Raw genomic sequence first — 20,467 nt, forward strand, 5'->3', positions numbered from 1 at the left:
CTGTTATGACAACACTATCTACTGACCAAATACAAGCTCTACACACTTTCGTAAAGAAGCACTATGTAGAATATTATGATATCGAACTGGAGCTAGTCGATCACTTAGCTAATGGAATAGAGTCTCAATGGAGAGAGGATGGTTCACTTACTTTTGAAACAGTGTTAGACAGAGAGTTTAAGAAGTTTGGGGTATTTGGGTTTAGTGATGTAGTAGACTCTAAAATAAAATTGGCAACGAATAGTTACTTAAAACAGATGTATAAAGTCTTATTAAGTTTCTTCACCATTCCTAAAATAATTGTTTCACTAGCTATATTTTTATTGAGTTTCGCTATTGGTTTAACTCTGCCTAATTACTATTTAGAAATATTTATAATCACATCTTTTATACTTCTTTTAGGCTTTATAGGTATGGGAATCAGATGGCAGATAGAACTCAAACAGATCAATAAAGAAAGCAATAAGAAGTGGTATTTAACTAGAGTGGCTACTATGGCTCTTGGAGGCCCTGTAATACTAGTTATAGCTCCTTCTTTTAATCTGATTAATCTATTACAAAACTATATTTCATCGATTAGTTTTCTTATTCTAACCTCCTTTTTGATAACCTTATTAATACTGTGGGTTTATATCTCTCTTTTTGTATTTATACCCTTTATGCGCAAAGAGATACACCATTCCATTCAACGACACCAACTAACTTAAACACACCTTACTATGATCGCATTAATCACTAAAATTGCGTTGTACATCTGCAACCTAGTATTACATTGGCTATAAATACACCTTAGACAGTGTGCTATTTTCTATAAAAAAACTACTTTTGCAAAAAATAAATCAGACAGATGAATATCAAATTACTTGCAATAGGAAAGACAGACAGTAAACCATTACAAACGTTAATGGATGAATATATGAAGAGATTGTCTTTTTATGTAAAGTTTGACCTAGAGGTAATTCCTGATATCAAGAATGCGAAGAATATGTCTGAAGATCAGCAGAAACAAAAAGAGGGGGAACTAATCTTATCTAAGATAGGCCCTACTGATCAGCTAATCTTACTAGATGATAAAGGAAAAGAGTTTACTAGCATTGGCTTCGCTGATGAGCTACAAAAAAAGATGAACTCTGGTATCAAGACCTTAGTATTCGTTATCGGAGGGCCTTATGGTTTCTCAGAGGACGTGTATAAAAATGCAAAAGGGAAAATATCACTTTCTAGAATGACATTTTCCCATCAGATGATTCGTTTATTTATTATCGAACAGATTTATAGAGGATTCACTATCCTGCGCAATGAACCTTATCATCACGAGTAGGTTTTTAGTTTACGGTAAACGGTGAACAGTTTACAGTAATCAGTGAACAGTTTACGGTTAACATTTTCAGTTAATCGGTTTACAGTGGACAGTTTCACAAAAAAACGGTTTCACGATTTTACAGTTTCACGATTCGACTAATAAATTAAATCTGTCTTTAAAAACTTGTCTACTACTTCTTTTTCTACAAAGAAAATACGGGTCTGTAAATAAGTTTCGTATGTTACGTCTTTATTCACTCCTAGTTGTAGACTATCTTTATCTTTTATAGCCTCTATTAATTGGTCTTTAGTCACTGACTTACCTTCTACTAAGAAGTTATTAGCATCTTTTAGATATACTACTTTATCTAGAGAAGTAGGTCCTACGAAACCAAAGTCTAAGTCTTTAATTGGAAAAAGAGAAAGATGCTTGTGTAGTGTATCAGCATAACTTAGATATACTCCCTTCTCATCTCTATGCATATTGTCTTCTGCATATTTGTGATCTTTAATTCTCTTTATCTCTTGTAATACTTCTTTAGCATTCAAATCACGCTGAACAGAAACAATATAGTTCGTACCAGCAATTCTGTTGGCGTCATTTAAATTAAAGCTCTTTCCTTCTTCTCCTGTTTCAAAGTAAATAGGTGAATGATCGTCTATTCCTTCTTCAACAATAAAAGAAGCTCTACTTAATTGCATTTCTTTCTTATTACAGCTCACTAATAATAGTAAAGCAGGTATTAATAGTAGCACTTTTTTCATATACTCAATTGTTTTATTATTTCTCTTGTTTGTACAGCCTCTTTCACATCGTGAACTCTTAAGATATGAGCTCCTTTTTGTAAAGCTACTGTATTTAATACTGTCGTTCCGTTTAATGCCTCTTGAGGAGTAATATCAAATAACTTATAGATCATAGACTTCCTAGATATACCTACTAAAATAGGCAATTCAAAAGAAGATAACAACTCCATTTTACTCATCAGCTCATAATTTTGTTCCAATGTTTTAGCAAAGCCAAAGCCTGGATCTAGTATGATATCGTTAATCTTATATTCTCTTGCTTTTGCTACTCGCTCTGAGAAGTATATTTTCACTTCTTTTACTAAGTCATTATACGAAGTCATCGTCTGCATCGTCTGTGGAGTTCCTCTCATGTGCATCATAATATAAGGCACTTGTAACTCCCCTACAGTAGCCAACATCTGCTCGTCTAAATGCCCTGCAGCAATATCATTTATAATAGATGCTCCTGCAGCCATGGTAGCTCTAGCCACACCTGCTCTAAAGGTATCAATAGAAAGGTGCATAGTCGGGAACTCTTTTTGAAGTAACTCTACAATAGGTACGATACGTTCTATCTCTTCTTCTTCACTGACATACTCTGCACTAGGTTTACTAGAATACGCTCCCACATCGATAAAGTCAGCACCTTGCTTTATCATCTGCTCTGCATGGTTTAAAAAAGCTAGATCAGACTTATACTTTCCTCCATCAAAAAAAGAATTAGGAGTGATATTTAATATTCCCATTATTTTTGGAGAACTTAAATCAATCAATTCTCCTTTACAATTTATTGTCATTGTGTGTAATGCGTTACTTTTTTATGTAGTTTTATATAATTAAAAACAGCTAAAATACTTCTACCTCTTTCAAAGGGTTAGTATTATTAGTATTTTTGAAAAAATATTACACAAATATAATCCAAATGAATACGACTTCTACTCAATTTGATCAAGTAATTGCGATATGCAGAGATTTATATACCAAGAAAATGAAAGACTATGGATGCGCATGGAGAATCCTTAGAATGCCTTCATTGACTGATCAAATATTTATAAAAGCACAACGCCTTAGAAGTATTCAAGAGAATGAGGTTAGAAAAGTAGATGAAGGAGAAATCCCTGAGTTCATTGGTATTATCAATTATTGTGTGATGGCACTTATCAATTTAGAGATAGGAGTTGCGAATCAACCTGACTTATCTACTGAAGAAGCAATTGCTTTGTACGATAAAAAAGTAGCTGAGACAAAACAATTAATGGAAGATAAAAACCATGACTATGGAGAAGCTTGGCGTGATTTAAGAGTTAGTTCATTGACAGACCTTATCTTACAAAAACTATTGCGTGTAAAACAAATTGAAGATAACAAAGGGAAAACTATTGTATCAGAAGGAATAGCTGCTAACTATCAAGATATGCTAAACTATTCTGTATTCGCATTGATACACTTAGACTTGCCAAACCAATAAATCACTGTTCTAATACAATCAAATAACTATGAAAATAATTGCTCAATTATCTCGAATATTTGTAGGAATACTATTTATCCTTTCTGGATTAGTGAAACTAAATGACCCTATGGGGTTCTCATATAAGCTAGAAGAATACTTCTCTGAAGCTGTATTAAATATTCCTTTCCTAGCTCCTTATGCCGTAGGATTGGCAGTGACTCTTGTGATTGCTGAGGTACTATTAGGAGTTGCTCTATTAATAGGGTATATGCGAAAATTGACAATTCTTTTACTGTTCTTAATGATTGTATTCTTCACATTCCTTACCTTCTACTCTGCATTCTTTAACAAAGTAACAGATTGTGGATGTTTTGGGGATGCTGTTCCATTAACACCTTGGGGATCTTTCACAAAGGATATTATATTACTTATCTTGATTCTTATTATCATGAAATATAATCAAGTAATAAAACCTATCTTCTCTGGTAAGATTAACAATATTATAATGATTCTGTCTTCAGTACTATGTAGTTTTATGGGGTATTGGGTATTGAACCATTTACCTTTAAAAGACTTCAGAGTATATAAAGTAGGTACTGATATCGTAAAAGGAATGGAGATTCCTGAAGATGCTCCAAAAGCAGTCTATGAAATAACATTTTATTACGATGTAAATGGTGAAGAGCGCAAGTTCTCTGACAAAGAGTTAACTAAATTACCCGAAGGTGCTAAATACCTTAGAAGAGAAGAGAAACTTATCTCTGAAGGATACCAACCTCCTATTCATGATTTGACTATGGATAGAGATGGTATTGATCACCTATCTATGATGATGGCAGAACCTAAATTAGTAATGCTTATTTCTTATGACCTTACTAGAGCTGATGAAAAAGGGTTAGAAGCGATGAAAGACTTTGCTAATAAAGCTATTGTTAAAGGATATGTAGTAGCGGGTATGACTGCTTCGAATCAAGACTTAATAGAATCTGTAGTTAGTAAATACAAACTTCCTTTTGACTACTATACATGTGATGGTACTACACTAAAAACGATAGAGCGTGGTAACCCAAGTATTGTAGTAATAGAAAATGGTGTTATTGTAGAGAAGAAACATTGGAATGACAGAGAATCTGTAAACTTAAAATAAGCCTACACGACCTTGTTAAGTTATTTTTTAAAGAAATTATTATACGCATTCTTCACCTTATTTGGTGTAGTTACTGTTGTCTTCTTTCTGTTTAATATCCTCCCTGGAGATCCGGCTAGAATGATGCTTGACCAAAATGAAAACTCAGAACAACTATTAGCTATCAAAAAAAAGTATGGTTTTGATCAACCTAAAGGAAAGCAATATCTGCTTTACTTAAATGACTTATCTCCTATCTCTGTACATAGTAAAACAGAAGGAGACTACAGTTTTAATACAGATCAGAAATACAATGGTACAGTCCTATTTAGCACAGGACAATACAACTTGATGTTGAAGACACCATACTTAAGAGAAAGCTTCCAAAAAAGCGGTAAGAAAGTAAGTTCCATATTAGGAGAAACCTTGCCAAACACTATTCTATTAGCAACATTAGCTATTAGCATTGCCCTGGGTATTGGTGTACTACTAGGTGTTATTTCTGCTCTATTTAAAAACACGTGGCTAGACAAAACAATAGCTATTATAAGTACTTTTGGGATGAGTATCCCTTCGTTCTTCAGTGCTATTTTATTTGCTTGGATATTTGGGTATGTACTGCATAGTTATACTGGACTACCGATGATTGGAAGTCTCTATGAGGTTGATGACTTCGGAGAAGGAAGACATTTAGTGCTAAAGAATGCTATATTACCTTCTGTTGTACTTGGTATTAGACCTTTAGCTGTTGTAATTCAGTTAATGAGAAATACCCTATTAGAAGTACTTAATCAAGATTATATACGCACAGCCAAGGCTAAGGGATTAAGCACTACACAGATTATCTATAAACACGCTTTAAAGAACTCCCTGAATCCTGTAGTTACAGCATTATCAGGATGGTTTGCCTCAATGCTGGCAGGAGCAGTCTTTGTAGAATATATCTTTGGGTGGAATGGCCTAGGTAAAGAAATAGTAGATGCACTGAATACACTAGACTTACCTGTGATTATGGGCGCAGTACTTATTATCTCTTCTTCTTTCGTAATCATTACTATTTTAGTAGATTTGATATATGCTTATTTAGACCCTAGAATCAAGTTAAATTAAAACAATAAAACAGAAATAGAATCAATGAAAAAAATATTCATAACATTAGCACTAGCTGCTGCAGTATTTACTTCTTGTAAAGAAAAAGCAGAAACAACTACAGAAGAAATCTCAACTACATTACAAGAGGAGACTTCTGCTACACCAGAAGTAGAACAAGTAAAAGATACAACTGCATTTGCTTCTAGAGCATTAGAACAAGACTTTGCTGAATTAGATGGGAAGTCAATTACACTTCAACAAATCCTTGATCAACAAAAAGGAAAAGCTATCCTTATAGATGTATGGGCTGCTTGGTGTCCTGATTGTATCAAAGCGGTTCCTACTATGAAAGAGATTAAAGCAGAGTTTACGAATGTAGCATTCGTTAATCTTTCTCTTGATAAAACAGAAGAATCTTGGAAAGAAGCAATTGAAAAATATGGTATTGAAGGACTTCACTACTACTCTAAAGAAGGAAAAGGAATGAAAGGAGACTTTGGTAAATCACTAGATTTAAACTGGATTCCTCGCTATATCGTAGTAGATAAAGAAGGAAAAATAGCACTATACAATGCTACTGAAAAGAACTTCGATCAAATAAAAGACTTACTTAAAAAAATTCAATAATATGAGACATTCAATCGTTGCTGGTAACTGGAAGATGCATAAGACATATTCTGAAACGCATACTCTATTAGACGAGTTAATTGAAAAATTACCTTCAGGGAAAGAAGTTGAAGTAATTGTAGCTCCTACTTTTGTAAACCTTGCTAGTGCTGTAGCACATTTAGAAGGAACTAATGTACAAGTAGCTGCACAAAATATGCATCAAGCTGAAGGTGGAGCATTCACAGGTGAAATATCTGCTCAAATGCTTACTAGCATTGGTGTAGAGACTGTAATCATTGGACACTCTGAAAGAAGACATTACTTTAATGAAACTGATGCTGTACTAGCTGATAAAGTAAATACTGCATTACGTCATAATATGCGTGTTATCTACTGTATAGGAGAAGAACTAAAAGATAGAGAAAGCAAACAGTTCTTAAACGTTATCTTTAACCAATTAAGAGACGGATTATTCCACCTTACTAAAGAGCAGTGGAGCAATATCGTTATTGCTTATGAACCTGTTTGGGCTATTGGTACGGGAATGACAGCTACTCCAGAGCAAGCACAAGAAATACATGCTTTTATCCGTCAAGAAATTGATAGAAAGTATGATAAATCTGTTGCGGAGAATACTTCTATTCTTTATGGAGGAAGTGTTAAACCTAGCAATGCTCAAGAAATCTTCTCTAAACCTGATGTAGACGGTGGTCTTATCGGTGGAGCTGCTCTTGTAGCTGATGACTTTGTCGCTATCGTAAATGCTGCTAATTAATAGCACTCTATAATATTCTTAAAGGGCATAAACTAGTACTAGTTTATGCCCTTTTTTCATTAGAGAACTTGTGCATATTGCCTTATTTCACACCTCTTTACGAAAGTATTTACACTCTATTTAAATAGGTTCTAAATAATTATAGTATATTTGTGGTCTATTAAATAACAATATAATGACTCAAACTAATGATATTATCACATATAGCCAGTCTCCTAAAGCCTTAGGTGGTATTTATGTAAAAGATCATACGCATATAGAGCATAAAAAGTCTATTATTAACCACACCCATAGAGATGATTACTATGTGATTTCTATTGTAACTAATGGAGAGATGAGAATGGACTGTGAAATGGAGACATTCACTGCTTTACGCAATAACATACTTATTGTCAAACCTTATCAAATACACAATGTTAGATATATTAGCGATGACTTCACTGGCTATCTTTTAGGTATACAAGAGTATAGAATACCTAATGATATCAATGACTTGTTATACACTCTACCAGAGAGTCAACAACTTCTAAACATAGATGAAGAGGAGATGCAAATGCTTGCTACTACTTTTGAATTAATGAAGAAGCACACGGCTACAGATAGCCAACATAAGATGCAGATCATTAATGGGTTATTCTCCACTGCACTATATAGTATTTGTTCTCAAACAACACATAACTTGCAAAGCAAAGAGTTAGGGACTCAGTCACAACCAACAGTGATTACAAGCAACTTTAAACGCCTAATCACACACCAGACACATCTGAACCTACCTTCTTATTTTGCTAATGAATTAAGTATTACAACAGCACATCTAAATGACTGTGTAAAGAAAACCACAGGACAAACAGTTAGCTATTGGTTAAAGAAATCAATACTAGATGAAGCGAAACGCTTACTGTATTACACCAACAAACCTGTTAAAGAAATTGCCTTTAACCTAGGCTTTGAAGACCATACGTACTTTTCTCGTATGTTTAAAAAACTAACCTACCAGACTCCTCTACAATTTAGAGATACTGTAAGAGCTTAATTCTATACTGTGAATTAAGCTCTTTTTTTATAAGGAAAAAGAGAACATAAAACAGGGAGCAGTCAACTAAATTTAGAGATGTACATAACTCCTAATTCTTAATTCTACACTTTCCCCTCTTTTATCCAATCTTCTCCTATTTTAGTTTTACATCCTATTCCTTCTTTTTAATGAATTTTGCTTAAAACTAAAAGAGAAGAAAATGCCAAAGATTCCAAAACTAATAGGTACAATAGTAAAGACTGCATGGAGTAAGATGTTTGTTACTGTAGTAGTTACACAAAAAGAACAGCTAGCTAATGGCTTATTGAGAATACGTTTTGAAGCTGACCTTTCTAATTCTAAATATGAAATAGGACAAGCCATATTAATGCAAATATCAGACACAGAATATCGCAATTACACTCCTAGCATTTTTAATAAAGAAGAAGGGTACTTTGATGTAATATTTCATCAAAAAGCGAAAGGCCCTGGCACTACTTTTTTCAAGAATATAACAGTAGGTACTGAACTCACTTCTAGTTTACCTAGAGGTCTAAATATCTATGATGAGAACACCTATTACCATTTCTTCTATGGAGACGATACTTGTATTGGCTTCTGTCAGGCATTACAAGAAGAAATGAAAAAGAATAACCATAAACTAGAAGGTCTACTTGAGTTAAGTGATCATTCTATCCCTTATGCCAATGACCATCTACCTCATATGGAATATATTGAGAAATCAGATGATAAAGAAGTATACCCTGCAGTAGATTATTTAGAATCTATAGATACTTACCGTTGGAATAAACTAGTTCATGGGCAATTCTACCTAATGGGTAATGGAAAGAGTATTCAGAAGTTTAGAAAGGCACTACGAGCAAAAGGAGTCTCTTCTAACAATATCATTACACAGCCTTTCTGGATAGAAGGAAAAATAGGCTTATAAAATAGCAAACTTAACTAACTCAATAAACAACCGCTACGGAGAATAAATCAGATTAACTTATTCTCTGTAGCTATTTTTACAAGTTCAAACATATTCTTTGCTTTAAATTTCTGTAGTAGATTTCGCCTATGCGTCTCCACAGTAATTATCGAAATAAACAGTTTATCCGCTATTTCTGCAGAAGTCAATCCATTAGATATAGCTTGTAGTACCTGCTGTTCTCTTTTAGTCAGTCGAGGCAATTCTACAGGATTAGATAATTGAGTCAACATAATCTCTTGTACTTTCTTACTCAATGCTAACTCTCCATTAATAGCTCTTTCTACACATTCGACTATTTCTTTAGCGTCAGCATTCTTCAGAATATATCCATTACCTCCATTCTCTAAAAATCGAAAGATAATACTTCTCTCTTCCTGATTGCTTATTCCTATAATAACAATATTAGGGGATTTCTGTTTAATCACCTTACAGAAATCTAATCCACTGCCATCGTTGAGTACTATATCTAGTAATACCACATCTACTTTATTCTTCTGTACAAAATCTACTATTGCTTCTCCACTACTGAAAAAGAATAATTGATATTTCTCATCTACTTGGAACAATGATTTTAAGCCTTCTAATATCATTGGATGATCATCTACTATCGCTAACGTGATTATATCCTTATTACACATTACATTCTACATTTATCGTTGTTCCTTGTCCTTTTTGAGAGTCTATACTTAATGTTCCATTAATTAACTGTACTCTGCTTTCCATATTTTTAATCCCTAATCCATATACTACCTTGGTAGTGTCAAATCCTACTCCATCATCCTCTATTGTCAGAGTCAATAAGTCTTCGTTTTGACTAATCTGTACAATCACATTATCTGCTTGAGCATATTTAATTATATTACTTAATCCTTCCTGTGCTATGCGATACAAAACTAATTGTGTCTGAAAAGGAATAGTGGTACTGATAGTAAATGCTTCGAACTGAATACTCATTTTTTCATACGTCATAGATTCACACAATTCTTTTAAAGCAATTTCTAATCCTAAATTCTTTAGTGTCTCAGGCATTAGGTTTCTAGATATCCTCCTCATTTCTATGATAGACTTATCTATTTTAGCTAATAGTCCACTAGACTCACTTGTCTCTGTAGAAGAAATAGACATCCTTATATTCGCTAACATTCCTCCCATGCTATCGTGTAGATCTTGAGCAATGCGTTGTCTTTCTTGTTCTTCCCCTTTTAATACAGCCTGAGAAGCTTCGTATTTTCGCTTATTCTCTAAGTTTATCAAATCTTGTTGATGGCTTATGCTGATCTGTTGATTTAGCTTTTGTTGATTTTTATAATTTCGAAAAGCTAATATGGCTATGATTACACTTAGTACTAGCCCTATTACTAAAAACAACATACGCATATTTCTATTTTTAGCAATCAAAGCATCTTCCTTCTTTTCTTGTATTAATTGGTTAATTGTCTGCTCCTTATCATGAGTATCGTGTATAATCTCTAATTCGTTCATCTTTTCCAACAGCTTTTGTTGTTGAAGGCTATCTCCTAATACACTTGATTTTTTCATCCATTGATAAGCTTCTTTATAATCGCCTAACACCTCATTAACGGCTGCTAACTGCGTAAAAGTTATTTTGCGATTAACAGCTTCTTTACTCAAGATATTATCCTTTAAGATCTGCTCTAAGATAAGTTTAGCTCCCTCGTAATCACTCTGCATCAAATACACATTATAAACGCGGAAATAAAGCATTTGAGTAAGCTTAGGTTGCTTCATTTGCTTAGAGAGTTCTATTCCTTTATTTAAACTCACTAGAGCAGGTTTATATTCCTGTCTAGTGGTGTGATACATTGCTAATTGATAATAATAATTGGGATACTGTCTCGAATTAGGGTATTGTTCTAACAGTTGAGTAGCTTTATCTAAATAGATCTTAGCTGCAGTGCTATTAGCCTGATAACAATAATTACTCACTAAATTAAAATAAGTAATCAAGTGAATAGTTCCCTCTTCAGGCAATTCTTTTAATACCTCTAAAGCTTTAAAGTGGTACTCTTCTGCTTTATCAAATTGTCCCACTGACATAAAGGTCAACCCTACTTGCGTATTAGCATAAGCTAAATATAACTTATTTCCTGCCTTTTCACTTAATGGAATACACTTCTCTGTCAGCATTTTTAGTAAGACTTCATACCCTTTATCCTCTACTTGCACATATGCGTAGTTATACCAACTTCGAATTAAAACATCTACATTTTCCTTATCCTCCTTCAGCTCTTTAATCGCCTCTTCATAATATTGTTTCGCTTTGCTTTTACTCCCTTGATTAGTCTCATAAATCCCTTGATAATACGCTATCACGCCTTTAGATAACAAATGCTTATGAGGCGAAGACAATACCTTAGTCAGCGCTTCCTTACTGTTCACACTATCTGTAGGAGCATAAAACTCTGCTAAAAGCAAATAATGCTCTAAACGATTTTTTTCACTCTTACTAGTCTTGATTTGTTCATTTATTTCTCTGAAGTAACCTTCTTCATCTAAAGGTAATAGCTGCTGACCATAACTAAAAGAAATGAATAAAGTAAAGGAAACAAGTAGATAAAGATTTTTCAACATAGAATCATGTATTAAAGTACAAATATCACAATAAAAACACATTCATCATTTACTATTCAAAAATTAATGGTAAACCATTAGAAACAGATTCATGGTATTCTGTGATTGTCATAAAAAGCCAATCTACTGATATTTGTAACTCACATATAAAACAAAACAAAAAACATGAAAAACTCAAAATTAAAAACTGCTTTTTTAAGTGTATTAGCCGTTTTAACATTAGGCTTAGCTACTACAGCTTGTAGTAGTGATGATAATAGCACTGACAGTCCAGCTTTAGAAAAGAATACTTACAAAGTCACAGTATCCTTAACTAATGTTGGTGAGAATGATTTTGTTTCTCTAACTTATGCAGGAGGAACACTTAGCGGAAAGACAGATGTATGGAAAGTAAACGGTAAAGTTAGAACAGGTGAGTCTGCTATTAGTCTAGCGAAGAACGACTTCGGTGCTGGTACTAAAACGTATGTAATCGAAACTACTGAGCCTATCAACGCTTTTGCTAATAGTGTACAAATTATTAACTATGGAGAGAGTTTACCAATCAACTATAAAATAGAAAAAGGAGGAAAAGTATTGGTTAATGAAGAACTAACTTTATCAGGAGATGGTAAAGACTTCTCTAAACAATACGCTTTCTAACACATTCTTATTACTTTCTCAAGTATTGTTTAGTTACTAGAACATCTTTATTATTAGTTGTCTAAGATGTTTACATGAGATGTTTGTTAACGATTACCCACTATAAGTGTTAGTACCTATAGTGGGTAATTTTATGTTTAAAAAGGTACTATATACTAATAAATCAACCCCACAATTCCTTTATTCATATCTATCTAACTCCTTATTACCATAAACTAATAAGCTATCATAAGGATTGCCGGTTAACCCTAATAACTGTGCAAAAGCAGGCTCCGTTTTTATCCCTGCTTTTTTCAGCTTTATTACTTCTTGCTTGAAGCTATCACCTTTCTCGTTTAAGATGGCATATTCAATGAGCATATGTCTATAACCATTTTGTTCTTCTATAGGTCTAGGTTGAGCGAACAACTCTACCGGAAATTCTTCTAACGTAAAGTTGACTACTACAGTAGGTATACCTCCTATCTCCGCTTCTGTCAAAGTATAGTCTTCTATAAACGAAAACGAAAGTTGTACGGTTTGTATAAACTCCTCTTTATTCTGATAACAACAAGCAATATCTAAATCACTCCCTTCAACGGCAATATCTATCGGAAAAGTACCGATTAATACTGGATCAAACTTACGTAACTTATCCATTACTAATCCTTGTTCTAGTACCTCAGCTATTCGCTGTTGTACCTTGTTTCCTTCTCGTAGATAACTCAGCTCTTTAAAATTAATATCACTCATTTTTCTATCTGTTATTTAATGTGCACTCATTTTAGAGAATACATTGATTACAACTACCCCCGCTATAATCAATCCCAGCCCTAATACAGCAGGTACATCTGGTTTTTGGTTATACAGTACTATCGCTATCAAAGTTACTAAAACGATACCTACTCCTGACCATATCGCATACGCTATCCCTACGGGAATAGTGCGAAGAGTCTGACTTAAACAATAAAATGCAGCCGCATACATCAATACTGTCAATACACTAGCTCCTAATTTAGAAAATTGTTCTGATGCTTTTAAAGCACTAGTACCTATTACTTCACACACAATAGCTACTGCTAAAAAGATAAAATTCTTCATATATCATTTATTTACGCCACAAAAATAGCCCTCAACAGAGGGCTACTTTTTTGATATATGTCAAATTCTTCTGATTCTGCTCAGTGTTTCTTGGGAGATCCCTAGATAAGATGCGATATTTCCTAAAGGAATTCTATTCACATCACTCCCTAGATCTTTTAATAATCTGTGGTATCGCTCTGTAGCAGACATGGTCTGTAGTTGAAAAGCTCTATCTTCTAACTGTAAACAATAATCTTCTGTAGAGCGTCTTAAAATCAAGTTCAACTCAGGATATTCTTTAAAAAAGCGAAATATAACTTGGTTTGGAATCGCATGTACCACACAGTCTTCCATACATTGTATAAACTCAAGAGAAGCCTTGCTCTTATACATCTGATAAGTAGATCCCATGATCGTTTGTTCAAAAGCAAACCATACATCTATCTCTTGATCATTATGCATATAGAATCCACGCACAAAGCCTTCTTCTAAAACATAAAGACTACCTGACAGTTGTCCTTTTTTTAGTAAGTACTCCCCTTTTCTCTTATAAAATATCTGAGTATTTTTCTCCAAAGCCTCTTTACACATTGGTGATAAATACCCATATTGCTCGAATAATCTAATTAACATATTCATAGCGTTCCTTCGTTATAGCCTTTTATTTCTTAAGTCTAATATACCAAAAATTTGGCACACCTTCATCTAAAAATGTATCGACTACTTTAAAACCTACTTTTTCTAACACATGTCTAGAGCCGTCATTCCCTACTTCAGAACTAGCATGTATTGGTAATGTTGTCAAATATTTGTCTGCATATACTAAGCATGCTTCTGCAGCCTCAGTAGCATATCCCTTACCCCATGCCTCGTAGATAAAGCGGTATCCTAAATCTAAGTATTCTGCCACTCCACTAGGTCCGTCTTTTAAATACTTAAATCCTGTCCACCCGATAAAAGTATTCGTTTCTTTCTCTATCACAGCCCATCTTCCGATGCCGAAGTCTTCGTATTGCTGACGAATAAATCTGATTACACCTAGCGCCTCTTCTTTAGTCCCTATCGGTTTCTTACCTAAGAACTCTAACACTCGGATATCTCCGTCTAAAGCCAATATTCCCTCTACATCTCCTTCTTCTAAAGGGCGAATTATCACTCTATCAGTCTCTATTATTTCTTTCATTTTCTTCTTTCTTTAATTGATTCATTACGAAGGTTACGCGTTCATCTACTGTCCCTTTAGGTACCTCTATTAGATTATAACCATATCGTTGATACGTTGTTTTCATTGTCTCATAAGTTGCCCTAGCTACCTCCATATCCTGTTTGCGCTCTTTGTCTTGCGTATATATTTCTTCCCATGGAGGTAAGATAAAGACAGTTGGCATATAGGGAAGACTGGAGGCGATACTATGCTGTGCCTCACTTATATCTAATCCTTCTAATACGGCATAGCCTATGCTATCGAGTATCCCTCTGTCCCATAATATAACCTCATCCGTTATACAATGTTCATAATCATAAATAGACTGAGACAACATCGCTTCACAAAATAATTGTTTATTCTCCCAAGGCAGTACATCACTACCCAAAGCTTGTTCGCGCTGGATAATAGCCCTCCCCACTTCAGGCATTACGGTATATCCTTGAACTTCTAAGGCATGAAGTAACGTCGTTTTTCCGCTACCTGGGCCTCCTGTAAATATATAGAATCGTGGTATGTTCATGTATATAATATGGTATTACTCACTCTTATTGATAACCTCAACAAGAGCAAAACTGTTTTTACTGATACTTGTATTCTTAGGAAAAACGAAAAGCAATCACTGTAGTAGTACCTACACACTTTTCTAAAAATGAAGTCATTAAGATAGAAGATAACCTTAATGTAGTAAGGCAAATTTACTCAAAATATCCTAATCCAAAAAAAACAAACACATTACCACCTCACTATGGATATAGATTTACACTCCACATCCTATTTACTTTACACTATAATATACGCTATATATAGACTCAACTATAGGCACGGATTATACTCTATTATCTCATATATATAATCCGTGTCATACTTACTTCCTTGCTACGATAGCATATACTAAAGGAGCTTTATCCCCAAAAGGTTTAATCTGATACTTCTTAGGTGCTATCTCTACCACCTGATTAAAACAAGGGTAAGGAGAATAGTTATGTTCTTCGAAGGTATTTATTTGCAATTGATTATTAACCAATCCCTGCACAACATCAGCGATACTGTGATTCCAACTTACACTACCAAACTCAGCATCAGCAGTCTTATCTGCGTAGGTACCTGTCTCTGTCTCTACGATAGGCTCTATATTAAAATAAGAGTACTCTATCTTAGTAAAATCGTAGTCATACATCCAAATTAAAGGATGAAACTCTACAAAAACAAACTTACCTCCTGGTTTGACAAACTTAGAAACTACCTCAGCCCATTTATTCATATCTGGTAACCAACCTATCACTCCATAACTGGTATATACGATATCAAACTGCTCTTCTAACACCTCTGGTAATTTATACACATCACTACAAATAAATCGAGCATCTAGTCCTAACTGTTGAGCTAGTTCACTCCCCTTTTCTACAGCTTTATCAGACAGATCTACACCTGTTACATCTGCTCCCATTCTAGCTAACGAAAGCGTATCTTGTCCAAAGTGACATTGTAAATGAAGAATCTTCTTCCCTCTAACATCTCCTAACAAGTTTAACTCTATCTCATTTAGAGAAGTCTCCCCTGCCAAAAAATCTTTCATATTATAGAACTCAGAATCTACGTGCAAAGCCACCTTCTCATTCCAAGTTTTTTTATTGATCTCTATATAGTTATTATTTGTATCCATGATCAGTTTACTCTTTCTATTTTAAGAAAGCTAAAAATAATAATTCCAATTTACAAATCATCTACTGAGATGGTGTATTTTAAGGATATACAGAGACCATTAGTATAATTTTAGAATTACAACTCTTTTTTTATTACATCAACAGCATTATTTATAGAGTTTTTCCCTTCAAAATACTTTGTTTTAATTTCTTCAAACTTCTTATCATCCTTAATTGTGTCCTTTAATGTAGAACACAGAAAATCGTAGTTTGTAAAATCAGTCTTTGTCATAAGAATATTTCTTAACCAACTCCACATCTGTTTATCTCCGATTTCTTTTCGTATCGCCTCAAATAACAAAGGTGCATAGGAATACACATACAGCTCCCTATCTAAATACTCTTCTTGAGACTTTATTTTACCAAACGGAATAACAACCTCTTTAAACTTATCTAATGCTTCTATCTTTCTAGATACTATCCCTTTATAAACATCCTTACCTAAAACATCCTTAGTTAATTGCCAAGATAGATATTCTGCAAATCCTTCACTCATCATATCTCCTAACTCTGCATTAAACACCTTATAGGTCCCAAAATAATAATGCCCTAACTCATGCGCAATAAAAGGTCTAAACCAATTCTGTATCTTAGGGTTAAAAATACTTTTCAATCCATTATCTCCCCAACCAATAGTATATATACTAGGATAAGCTACAAACATCCAAGCATCATTCTTAGAAGTAGGTGTAGTATTTATAAATACCGTTTCTTGTTCAAATGGAATACCGATATTAGTAGTATAATATTTTTTAAATGATTCTATCAAATGGCCGAATTCTTTTATTTGACTTTCAGCAATATCGGGATTTAATAAATAGGTATTATCAACTTTTAAATATTTATAATCTCCACTAAAAATAGCTAATTCTTGAGGCACATCACTTTTAAATCGATGAGCTTGGCCATTCACAGGTATATTTCCATTAACATAAAGCGTAGTACAGTCCTTACATATTAATTCAATATCATATTTTACCCTATCATAAACCACATCCTTATCTATATCATATAAAACAGGATACCAACCAGATTGATTCCCGTCTGCTCTAACAGAATAATTATTAAAAGCTATATTCCCTCTCCAATCCTCTCTACTATAATTCTCAATAGTATCAGTAGCTACAGGAAATTTACCTACATATCTTATCTGCAAAGATTTAGGTAGAAACTTGCCACTCTTAGTATTATCTGCAAAATAGTAAGCTAATGTTTCCCCTGTTGAAGTTGAATCTGTAACTGATTTATCTGCATAAATTAAAAAGTCATTTGGTTCCTTACTTCTAAAGTGTAAAGGATTCATGCCTGAGTTTAAACGAATATAATAGTTCTTTAACTGCGGAATATCTGATAAAGTCAAGTCACATTCAAAGGTTCCCTCTTTAATAGAAATATTAACTTTTCCCGTGATTAAAGGTGCATTTTCTTGAGCAAACAAATACATTGATGTAAGGAATATCAGTACTAGCAAATATGCTTTTTTCATAATATAGTATAGGTATGTTTAGTAAGTTACAAGATAATAAAAAACACCCCCTTAATAATCAAAAAGTTATACTATTAATCAAACAAATAGCTTACTCTAAAGAATTATAAGGTCTGAATAACATAATTAAACCTATAGTTCATTATAAGCACACATTCAATAGTTCTAGTATTATTCTATTTTTCTAAACACATCCTGACACATCTTCATGACTATTTCTCTATACAATTCTATCCTACTACAATAGAATCACAAAAGCTAATTCAAGAACAATAGCTGGATAATAAAAGGAGCATCCTTCGACTAACCATCTCTTTCCTCCACCATTCTCTAGGTATTGTCCATGAATTGTCCAAGGATTTTGCTACATGCCTCGTATTTACTAGGGTTAAAGCAGGTATGAGTAAAGTACAAAAAACAGCTAAAAACAAACAAAATAATGATAATCAACAACTTAACACAAAACACCATGCAAAAAAAATGATAGCTTTTTTTAAAATATTGGTCGTATAAAGGTCAAAATAACTGCTTTAACTAAAAAAAGAAGGGTAAAAAAAGCTATTTACCATTAAAAAACAGTAAAAAGAAGAGAGAAAACAAAAAAAGTACAGGTAGTTTTCTCGAATAGATACTATAACAAAAAGACGCAGTTCTGTGGTGAACTACGTCTCTATCTATATTTATTTTTGATAATATTTCTTTTGCCAATACAAGCTTAATCTCACTAGAGCAATTAAAACAGGTACTTCTACCAAAGGTCCTATCACTCCCACAAATGCTTGGGGAGAATGTATTCCAAAGACTGCAATAGCAATGGCAATAGCTAATTCAAAGTTGTTTCCAGAAGCAGTGAAAGCGATAGCAGCATTGTGATCATAAGGTAATTTCATACGATAGTTCAGCCAAAAACTGATGACAAACATCAATACAAAATAAATGACTAAAGGAATACCTACTTGTATCACTTCCATCGGTAATTCTACAACTTGCTGTCCTTTAAAAGAGAACATCAACAGTATCGTAAACAATAAAGCATACAAGGTAAAAGGTGATATACGTGGAATAAACCTGTGATTATACCACTGCTCTCCTTTGTATTTCACCAAGTATTTTCGACTTAAGAAGCCTGCTAAAAATGGAATTCCTAAGTAAATCAAGACACTCTGTATCACTTCACTTATCTCTATATGTACATCATAAGCAGCCAAACCTAATTTGGCAGGTAGTACATTAATAAAAAGCCATACATATACACTGTAAAAAAGTACTTGAAATACACTATTCAGAGCTACTAACATAGCAGCATATTCTTTATTTCCTTTTGCCAAATCATTCCAAACCAAAACCATCGCTATACATCTAGCCAATCCGATTAGAATCACTCCTATCATATAGTCAGGTTGATCCCTCAAGAAAATAATAGCCAACACAAACATAAGAACAGGGCCAATCACCCAATTCAGTAGTAAGGATGAAGTCAATGCCTTTTTATCTTCAAACACTTTTGGTAATAAGTTATAATCCACCTTAGCTAATGGAGGATACATCATCACAATCAACCCTATCGCTAGAGGGATATTCGTACTCCCAATAGACACCGATGCCATAAGATCTTGAATGCGGGGAAAGAAATAACCGACGCCAACACCTAATATCATGGCCAAAAATATCCAAAGGGTAAGGTAGCGATCTAAAAATTTCATCCTTTTATTTCTCATCCGAACAACAACCGCTACTAGGTGAACAACAAGATTCTACTTTTAAAGAAGACAGAGCTACTTTAGGTTTAGATACAGGTATACCACATGCATCTTCTGCTAAACACGCTGTCAAGGTATTTTGTAATACAAAGTGCTTATTAGTTGTATCAAAACCAAGATTATACTTACCTATAGTAGCCTGTTGGTATTCTACCTCTACTTCAGCATCTTGAATCTGTAATAAACGCTCAGACAAATTAATAATCTGCAATAGCTTCTCAGCTTTCAGTTGATGATCGTAATCATCTGCTAACCACAACTGGAAACTCACTTTCTGCTCTTTTCGTACAGTACCTCCACAGTCAATAAAGTTTTTATCAATCTGACCTACTTCTGTAATATGAAAATGCGAGGGCACACTATTACCGTCTTCTAATTTAAATACCACGTCTTGCATGGTTGCTAACACTTGTTTTACTTCTGATAATTTCATATTTCTAAATTTTAATACTCATTAATATATCGTAATATTACGATACGTTAGTTTAAAAAAATGCCTTAGCAGCATTCGTTGTTTTGAATAGATTGTGCAAAGAATAACCCAAATTCTTGAGCAAATTCATTCCATACATTATCATCTATACAATAACAGACAGACTTCCCTTCTATACTTCCCTTAATAAGACCACTGTTTTTTAACTCTTTCAGATGTTGAGATATAGTTGCTTGTGCAAGACCTAATTCTTCTACTAAGTCATTACAGATACAGGCTTTCTGATTAATGATGTATTGAAGAATAGCTAATCTAGCTGGATGCGCTAATACTTTAAACATACTCGCTAATCGATTCTTTTTCTCGCTAAACAATTCTGCTTTTGTAATTCCCATAATCTGTCCATTTAATACATCGCAATATTACGATACAT

Annotated in this window: 24 protein-coding genes; 10 read left to right on the forward strand and 14 right to left on the reverse strand. The window is 33.7% G+C overall.

Translation table 11 applies throughout. The features are described from left to right. The first annotated feature begins 5 nt into the window (after positions 1–5). Positions 6–707, forward strand: coding sequence for a hypothetical protein (locus MPR_RS12795; RefSeq protein WP_041893175.1), 702 nt, complete (start codon positions 6–8; stop codon positions 705–707). A 140-nt stretch (positions 708–847) separates the two neighbouring features. Beyond that, entirely contained in the window at positions 848–1,321 is a 474-nt protein-coding gene (gene rlmH, locus MPR_RS12800) for a 23S rRNA (pseudouridine(1915)-N(3))-methyltransferase RlmH (protein ID WP_006265824.1), read from the forward strand. A gap of 137 nt (positions 1,322–1,458) precedes the next feature. On the opposite strand, the gene MPR_RS12805 is transcribed toward rlmH, so the two are convergent. Further along, on the reverse strand, positions 1,459–2,067 hold the full coding sequence (locus MPR_RS12805) for a hypothetical protein (protein ID WP_025124730.1): 609 nt from the start codon (positions 2,065–2,067) through the stop codon (positions 1,459–1,461). Further along, on the reverse strand, positions 2,064–2,888 hold the full coding sequence (gene folP / locus MPR_RS12810) for a dihydropteroate synthase (RefSeq protein WP_041893176.1): 825 nt from the start codon (positions 2,886–2,888) through the stop codon (positions 2,064–2,066). Before folP ends, MPR_RS12805 begins: the two co-directional genes overlap by 4 nt. 125 nt (positions 2,889–3,013) lie before the next feature. On the opposite strand from folP, the gene MPR_RS12815 reads away from it, so the two are divergent. From MPR_RS12815 to MPR_RS12845, 7 genes are all read left to right on the forward strand, one after another. Beyond that, entirely contained in the window at positions 3,014–3,559 is a 546-nt protein-coding gene (locus tag MPR_RS12815; RefSeq protein WP_041893178.1) for a DUF1599 domain-containing protein, read from the forward strand. 28 nt (positions 3,560–3,587) lie between these two features. Next, entirely contained in the window at positions 3,588–4,688 is a 1,101-nt protein-coding gene (locus MPR_RS12820) for a BT_3928 family protein (protein WP_041893179.1), read from the forward strand. A gap of 12 nt (positions 4,689–4,700) precedes the next feature. Further along, positions 4,701–5,777, forward strand: a complete 1,077-nt coding sequence (locus MPR_RS12825) for an ABC transporter permease (protein WP_041893181.1) — start codon at positions 4,701–4,703, stop codon at positions 5,775–5,777. A 24-nt stretch (positions 5,778–5,801) separates the two neighbouring features. Further along, positions 5,802–6,386, forward strand: a complete 585-nt coding sequence (locus tag MPR_RS12830) for a TlpA family protein disulfide reductase (protein ID WP_006258552.1) — start codon at positions 5,802–5,804, stop codon at positions 6,384–6,386. A gap of 1 nt (position 6,387) precedes the next feature. Next, a complete protein-coding gene (tpiA, locus tag MPR_RS12835) occupies positions 6,388–7,143 on the forward strand; it encodes a triose-phosphate isomerase (protein WP_041893182.1) in 756 nt (251 codons plus the stop codon). Positions 7,144–7,318: 175 nt separating this feature from the next. Beyond that, on the forward strand, positions 7,319–8,176 hold the full coding sequence (locus tag MPR_RS12840; RefSeq protein WP_041893184.1) for an AraC family transcriptional regulator: 858 nt from the start codon (positions 7,319–7,321) through the stop codon (positions 8,174–8,176). Positions 8,177–8,378: 202 nt separating this feature from the next. Then, positions 8,379–9,107, forward strand: a complete 729-nt coding sequence (locus tag MPR_RS12845) for an FAD-binding oxidoreductase (RefSeq protein ID WP_041893185.1) — start codon at positions 8,379–8,381, stop codon at positions 9,105–9,107. A 47-nt stretch (positions 9,108–9,154) separates the two neighbouring features. Here the strand turns inward: MPR_RS12845 and MPR_RS12850 are convergent, their stop codons facing one another. Beyond that, positions 9,155–9,787: a response regulator gene (locus tag MPR_RS12850; protein ID WP_041893187.1), complete on the reverse strand. Its 633-nt coding sequence runs from the start codon at positions 9,785–9,787 to the stop codon at positions 9,155–9,157. Continuing rightward, positions 9,780–11,741: a tetratricopeptide repeat-containing sensor histidine kinase gene (locus MPR_RS12855; protein ID WP_041893189.1), complete on the reverse strand. Its 1,962-nt coding sequence runs from the start codon at positions 11,739–11,741 to the stop codon at positions 9,780–9,782. Before MPR_RS12855 ends, MPR_RS12850 begins: the two co-directional genes overlap by 8 nt. A gap of 165 nt (positions 11,742–11,906) precedes the next feature. Here MPR_RS12855 and MPR_RS12860 point away from each other — a divergent pair, with 165 nt between their 5' ends. Continuing rightward, positions 11,907–12,383, forward strand: a complete 477-nt coding sequence (locus tag MPR_RS12860; protein WP_041893190.1) for a hypothetical protein — start codon at positions 11,907–11,909, stop codon at positions 12,381–12,383. 180 nt (positions 12,384–12,563) lie between these two features. Here MPR_RS12860 and MPR_RS12865 read toward each other — a convergent pair whose 3' ends face one another. The 10 genes from MPR_RS12865 to MPR_RS12910 all read right to left on the reverse strand — a co-directional run bounded on the left by MPR_RS12865 (position 12,564) and on the right by MPR_RS12910 (position 20,429). Next, positions 12,564–13,115 carry a DUF4269 domain-containing protein gene (locus tag MPR_RS12865; RefSeq protein ID WP_041893192.1) on the reverse strand — a complete coding sequence of 184 codons (552 nt, stop codon included), beginning with the start codon at positions 13,113–13,115 and terminating at the stop codon, positions 12,564–12,566. A gap of 15 nt (positions 13,116–13,130) precedes the next feature. Continuing rightward, positions 13,131–13,463: a DMT family transporter gene (locus tag MPR_RS12870; RefSeq protein WP_006258563.1), complete on the reverse strand. Its 333-nt coding sequence runs from the start codon at positions 13,461–13,463 to the stop codon at positions 13,131–13,133. A gap of 60 nt (positions 13,464–13,523) precedes the next feature. Further along, positions 13,524–14,084 (reverse strand): Crp/Fnr family transcriptional regulator, encoded by a 561-nt coding sequence (locus MPR_RS12875; RefSeq protein ID WP_006258565.1) that lies wholly within the window; start codon positions 14,082–14,084, stop codon positions 13,524–13,526. 22 nt (positions 14,085–14,106) lie between these two features. Beyond that, the gene (locus tag MPR_RS12880) at positions 14,107–14,628 is read right to left on the reverse strand and encodes a GNAT family N-acetyltransferase (protein ID WP_041893194.1); all 522 of its coding nucleotides are present in this window, start codon (positions 14,626–14,628) and stop codon (positions 14,107–14,109) included. After that, positions 14,606–15,172, reverse strand: a complete 567-nt coding sequence (locus MPR_RS12885) for an AAA family ATPase (RefSeq protein WP_041893196.1) — start codon at positions 15,170–15,172, stop codon at positions 14,606–14,608. The genes MPR_RS12880 and MPR_RS12885 overlap by 23 nt, the downstream gene beginning before the upstream one ends. 345 nt (positions 15,173–15,517) lie before the next feature. Beyond that, entirely contained in the window at positions 15,518–16,315 is a 798-nt protein-coding gene (locus tag MPR_RS12890) for a class I SAM-dependent methyltransferase (RefSeq protein ID WP_041893197.1), read from the reverse strand. Between the two features lie 116 nt (positions 16,316–16,431). Then, on the reverse strand, positions 16,432–17,841 hold the full coding sequence (locus MPR_RS12895) for a M1 aminopeptidase family protein (RefSeq protein WP_041893198.1): 1,410 nt from the start codon (positions 17,839–17,841) through the stop codon (positions 16,432–16,434). Between the two features lie 680 nt (positions 17,842–18,521). Beyond that, positions 18,522–19,544: an ACR3 family arsenite efflux transporter gene (arsB, locus tag MPR_RS12900; protein ID WP_041895500.1), complete on the reverse strand. Its 1,023-nt coding sequence runs from the start codon at positions 19,542–19,544 to the stop codon at positions 18,522–18,524. A gap of 4 nt (positions 19,545–19,548) precedes the next feature. Further along, positions 19,549–20,034, reverse strand: coding sequence for a DUF6428 family protein (locus MPR_RS12905; protein ID WP_041893199.1), 486 nt, complete (start codon positions 20,032–20,034; stop codon positions 19,549–19,551). A 65-nt stretch (positions 20,035–20,099) separates the two neighbouring features. After that, a complete protein-coding gene (locus MPR_RS12910) occupies positions 20,100–20,429 on the reverse strand; it encodes an ArsR/SmtB family transcription factor (protein WP_041893201.1) in 330 nt (109 codons plus the stop codon). Positions 20,430–20,467: the final 38 nt, after the last annotated feature.

Origin of the sequence: Myroides profundi, assembly GCF_000833025.1 — a bacterium.
Classification (GTDB): Bacteria; Bacteroidota; Bacteroidia; order Flavobacteriales; family Flavobacteriaceae; genus Flavobacterium; species Flavobacterium profundi_A.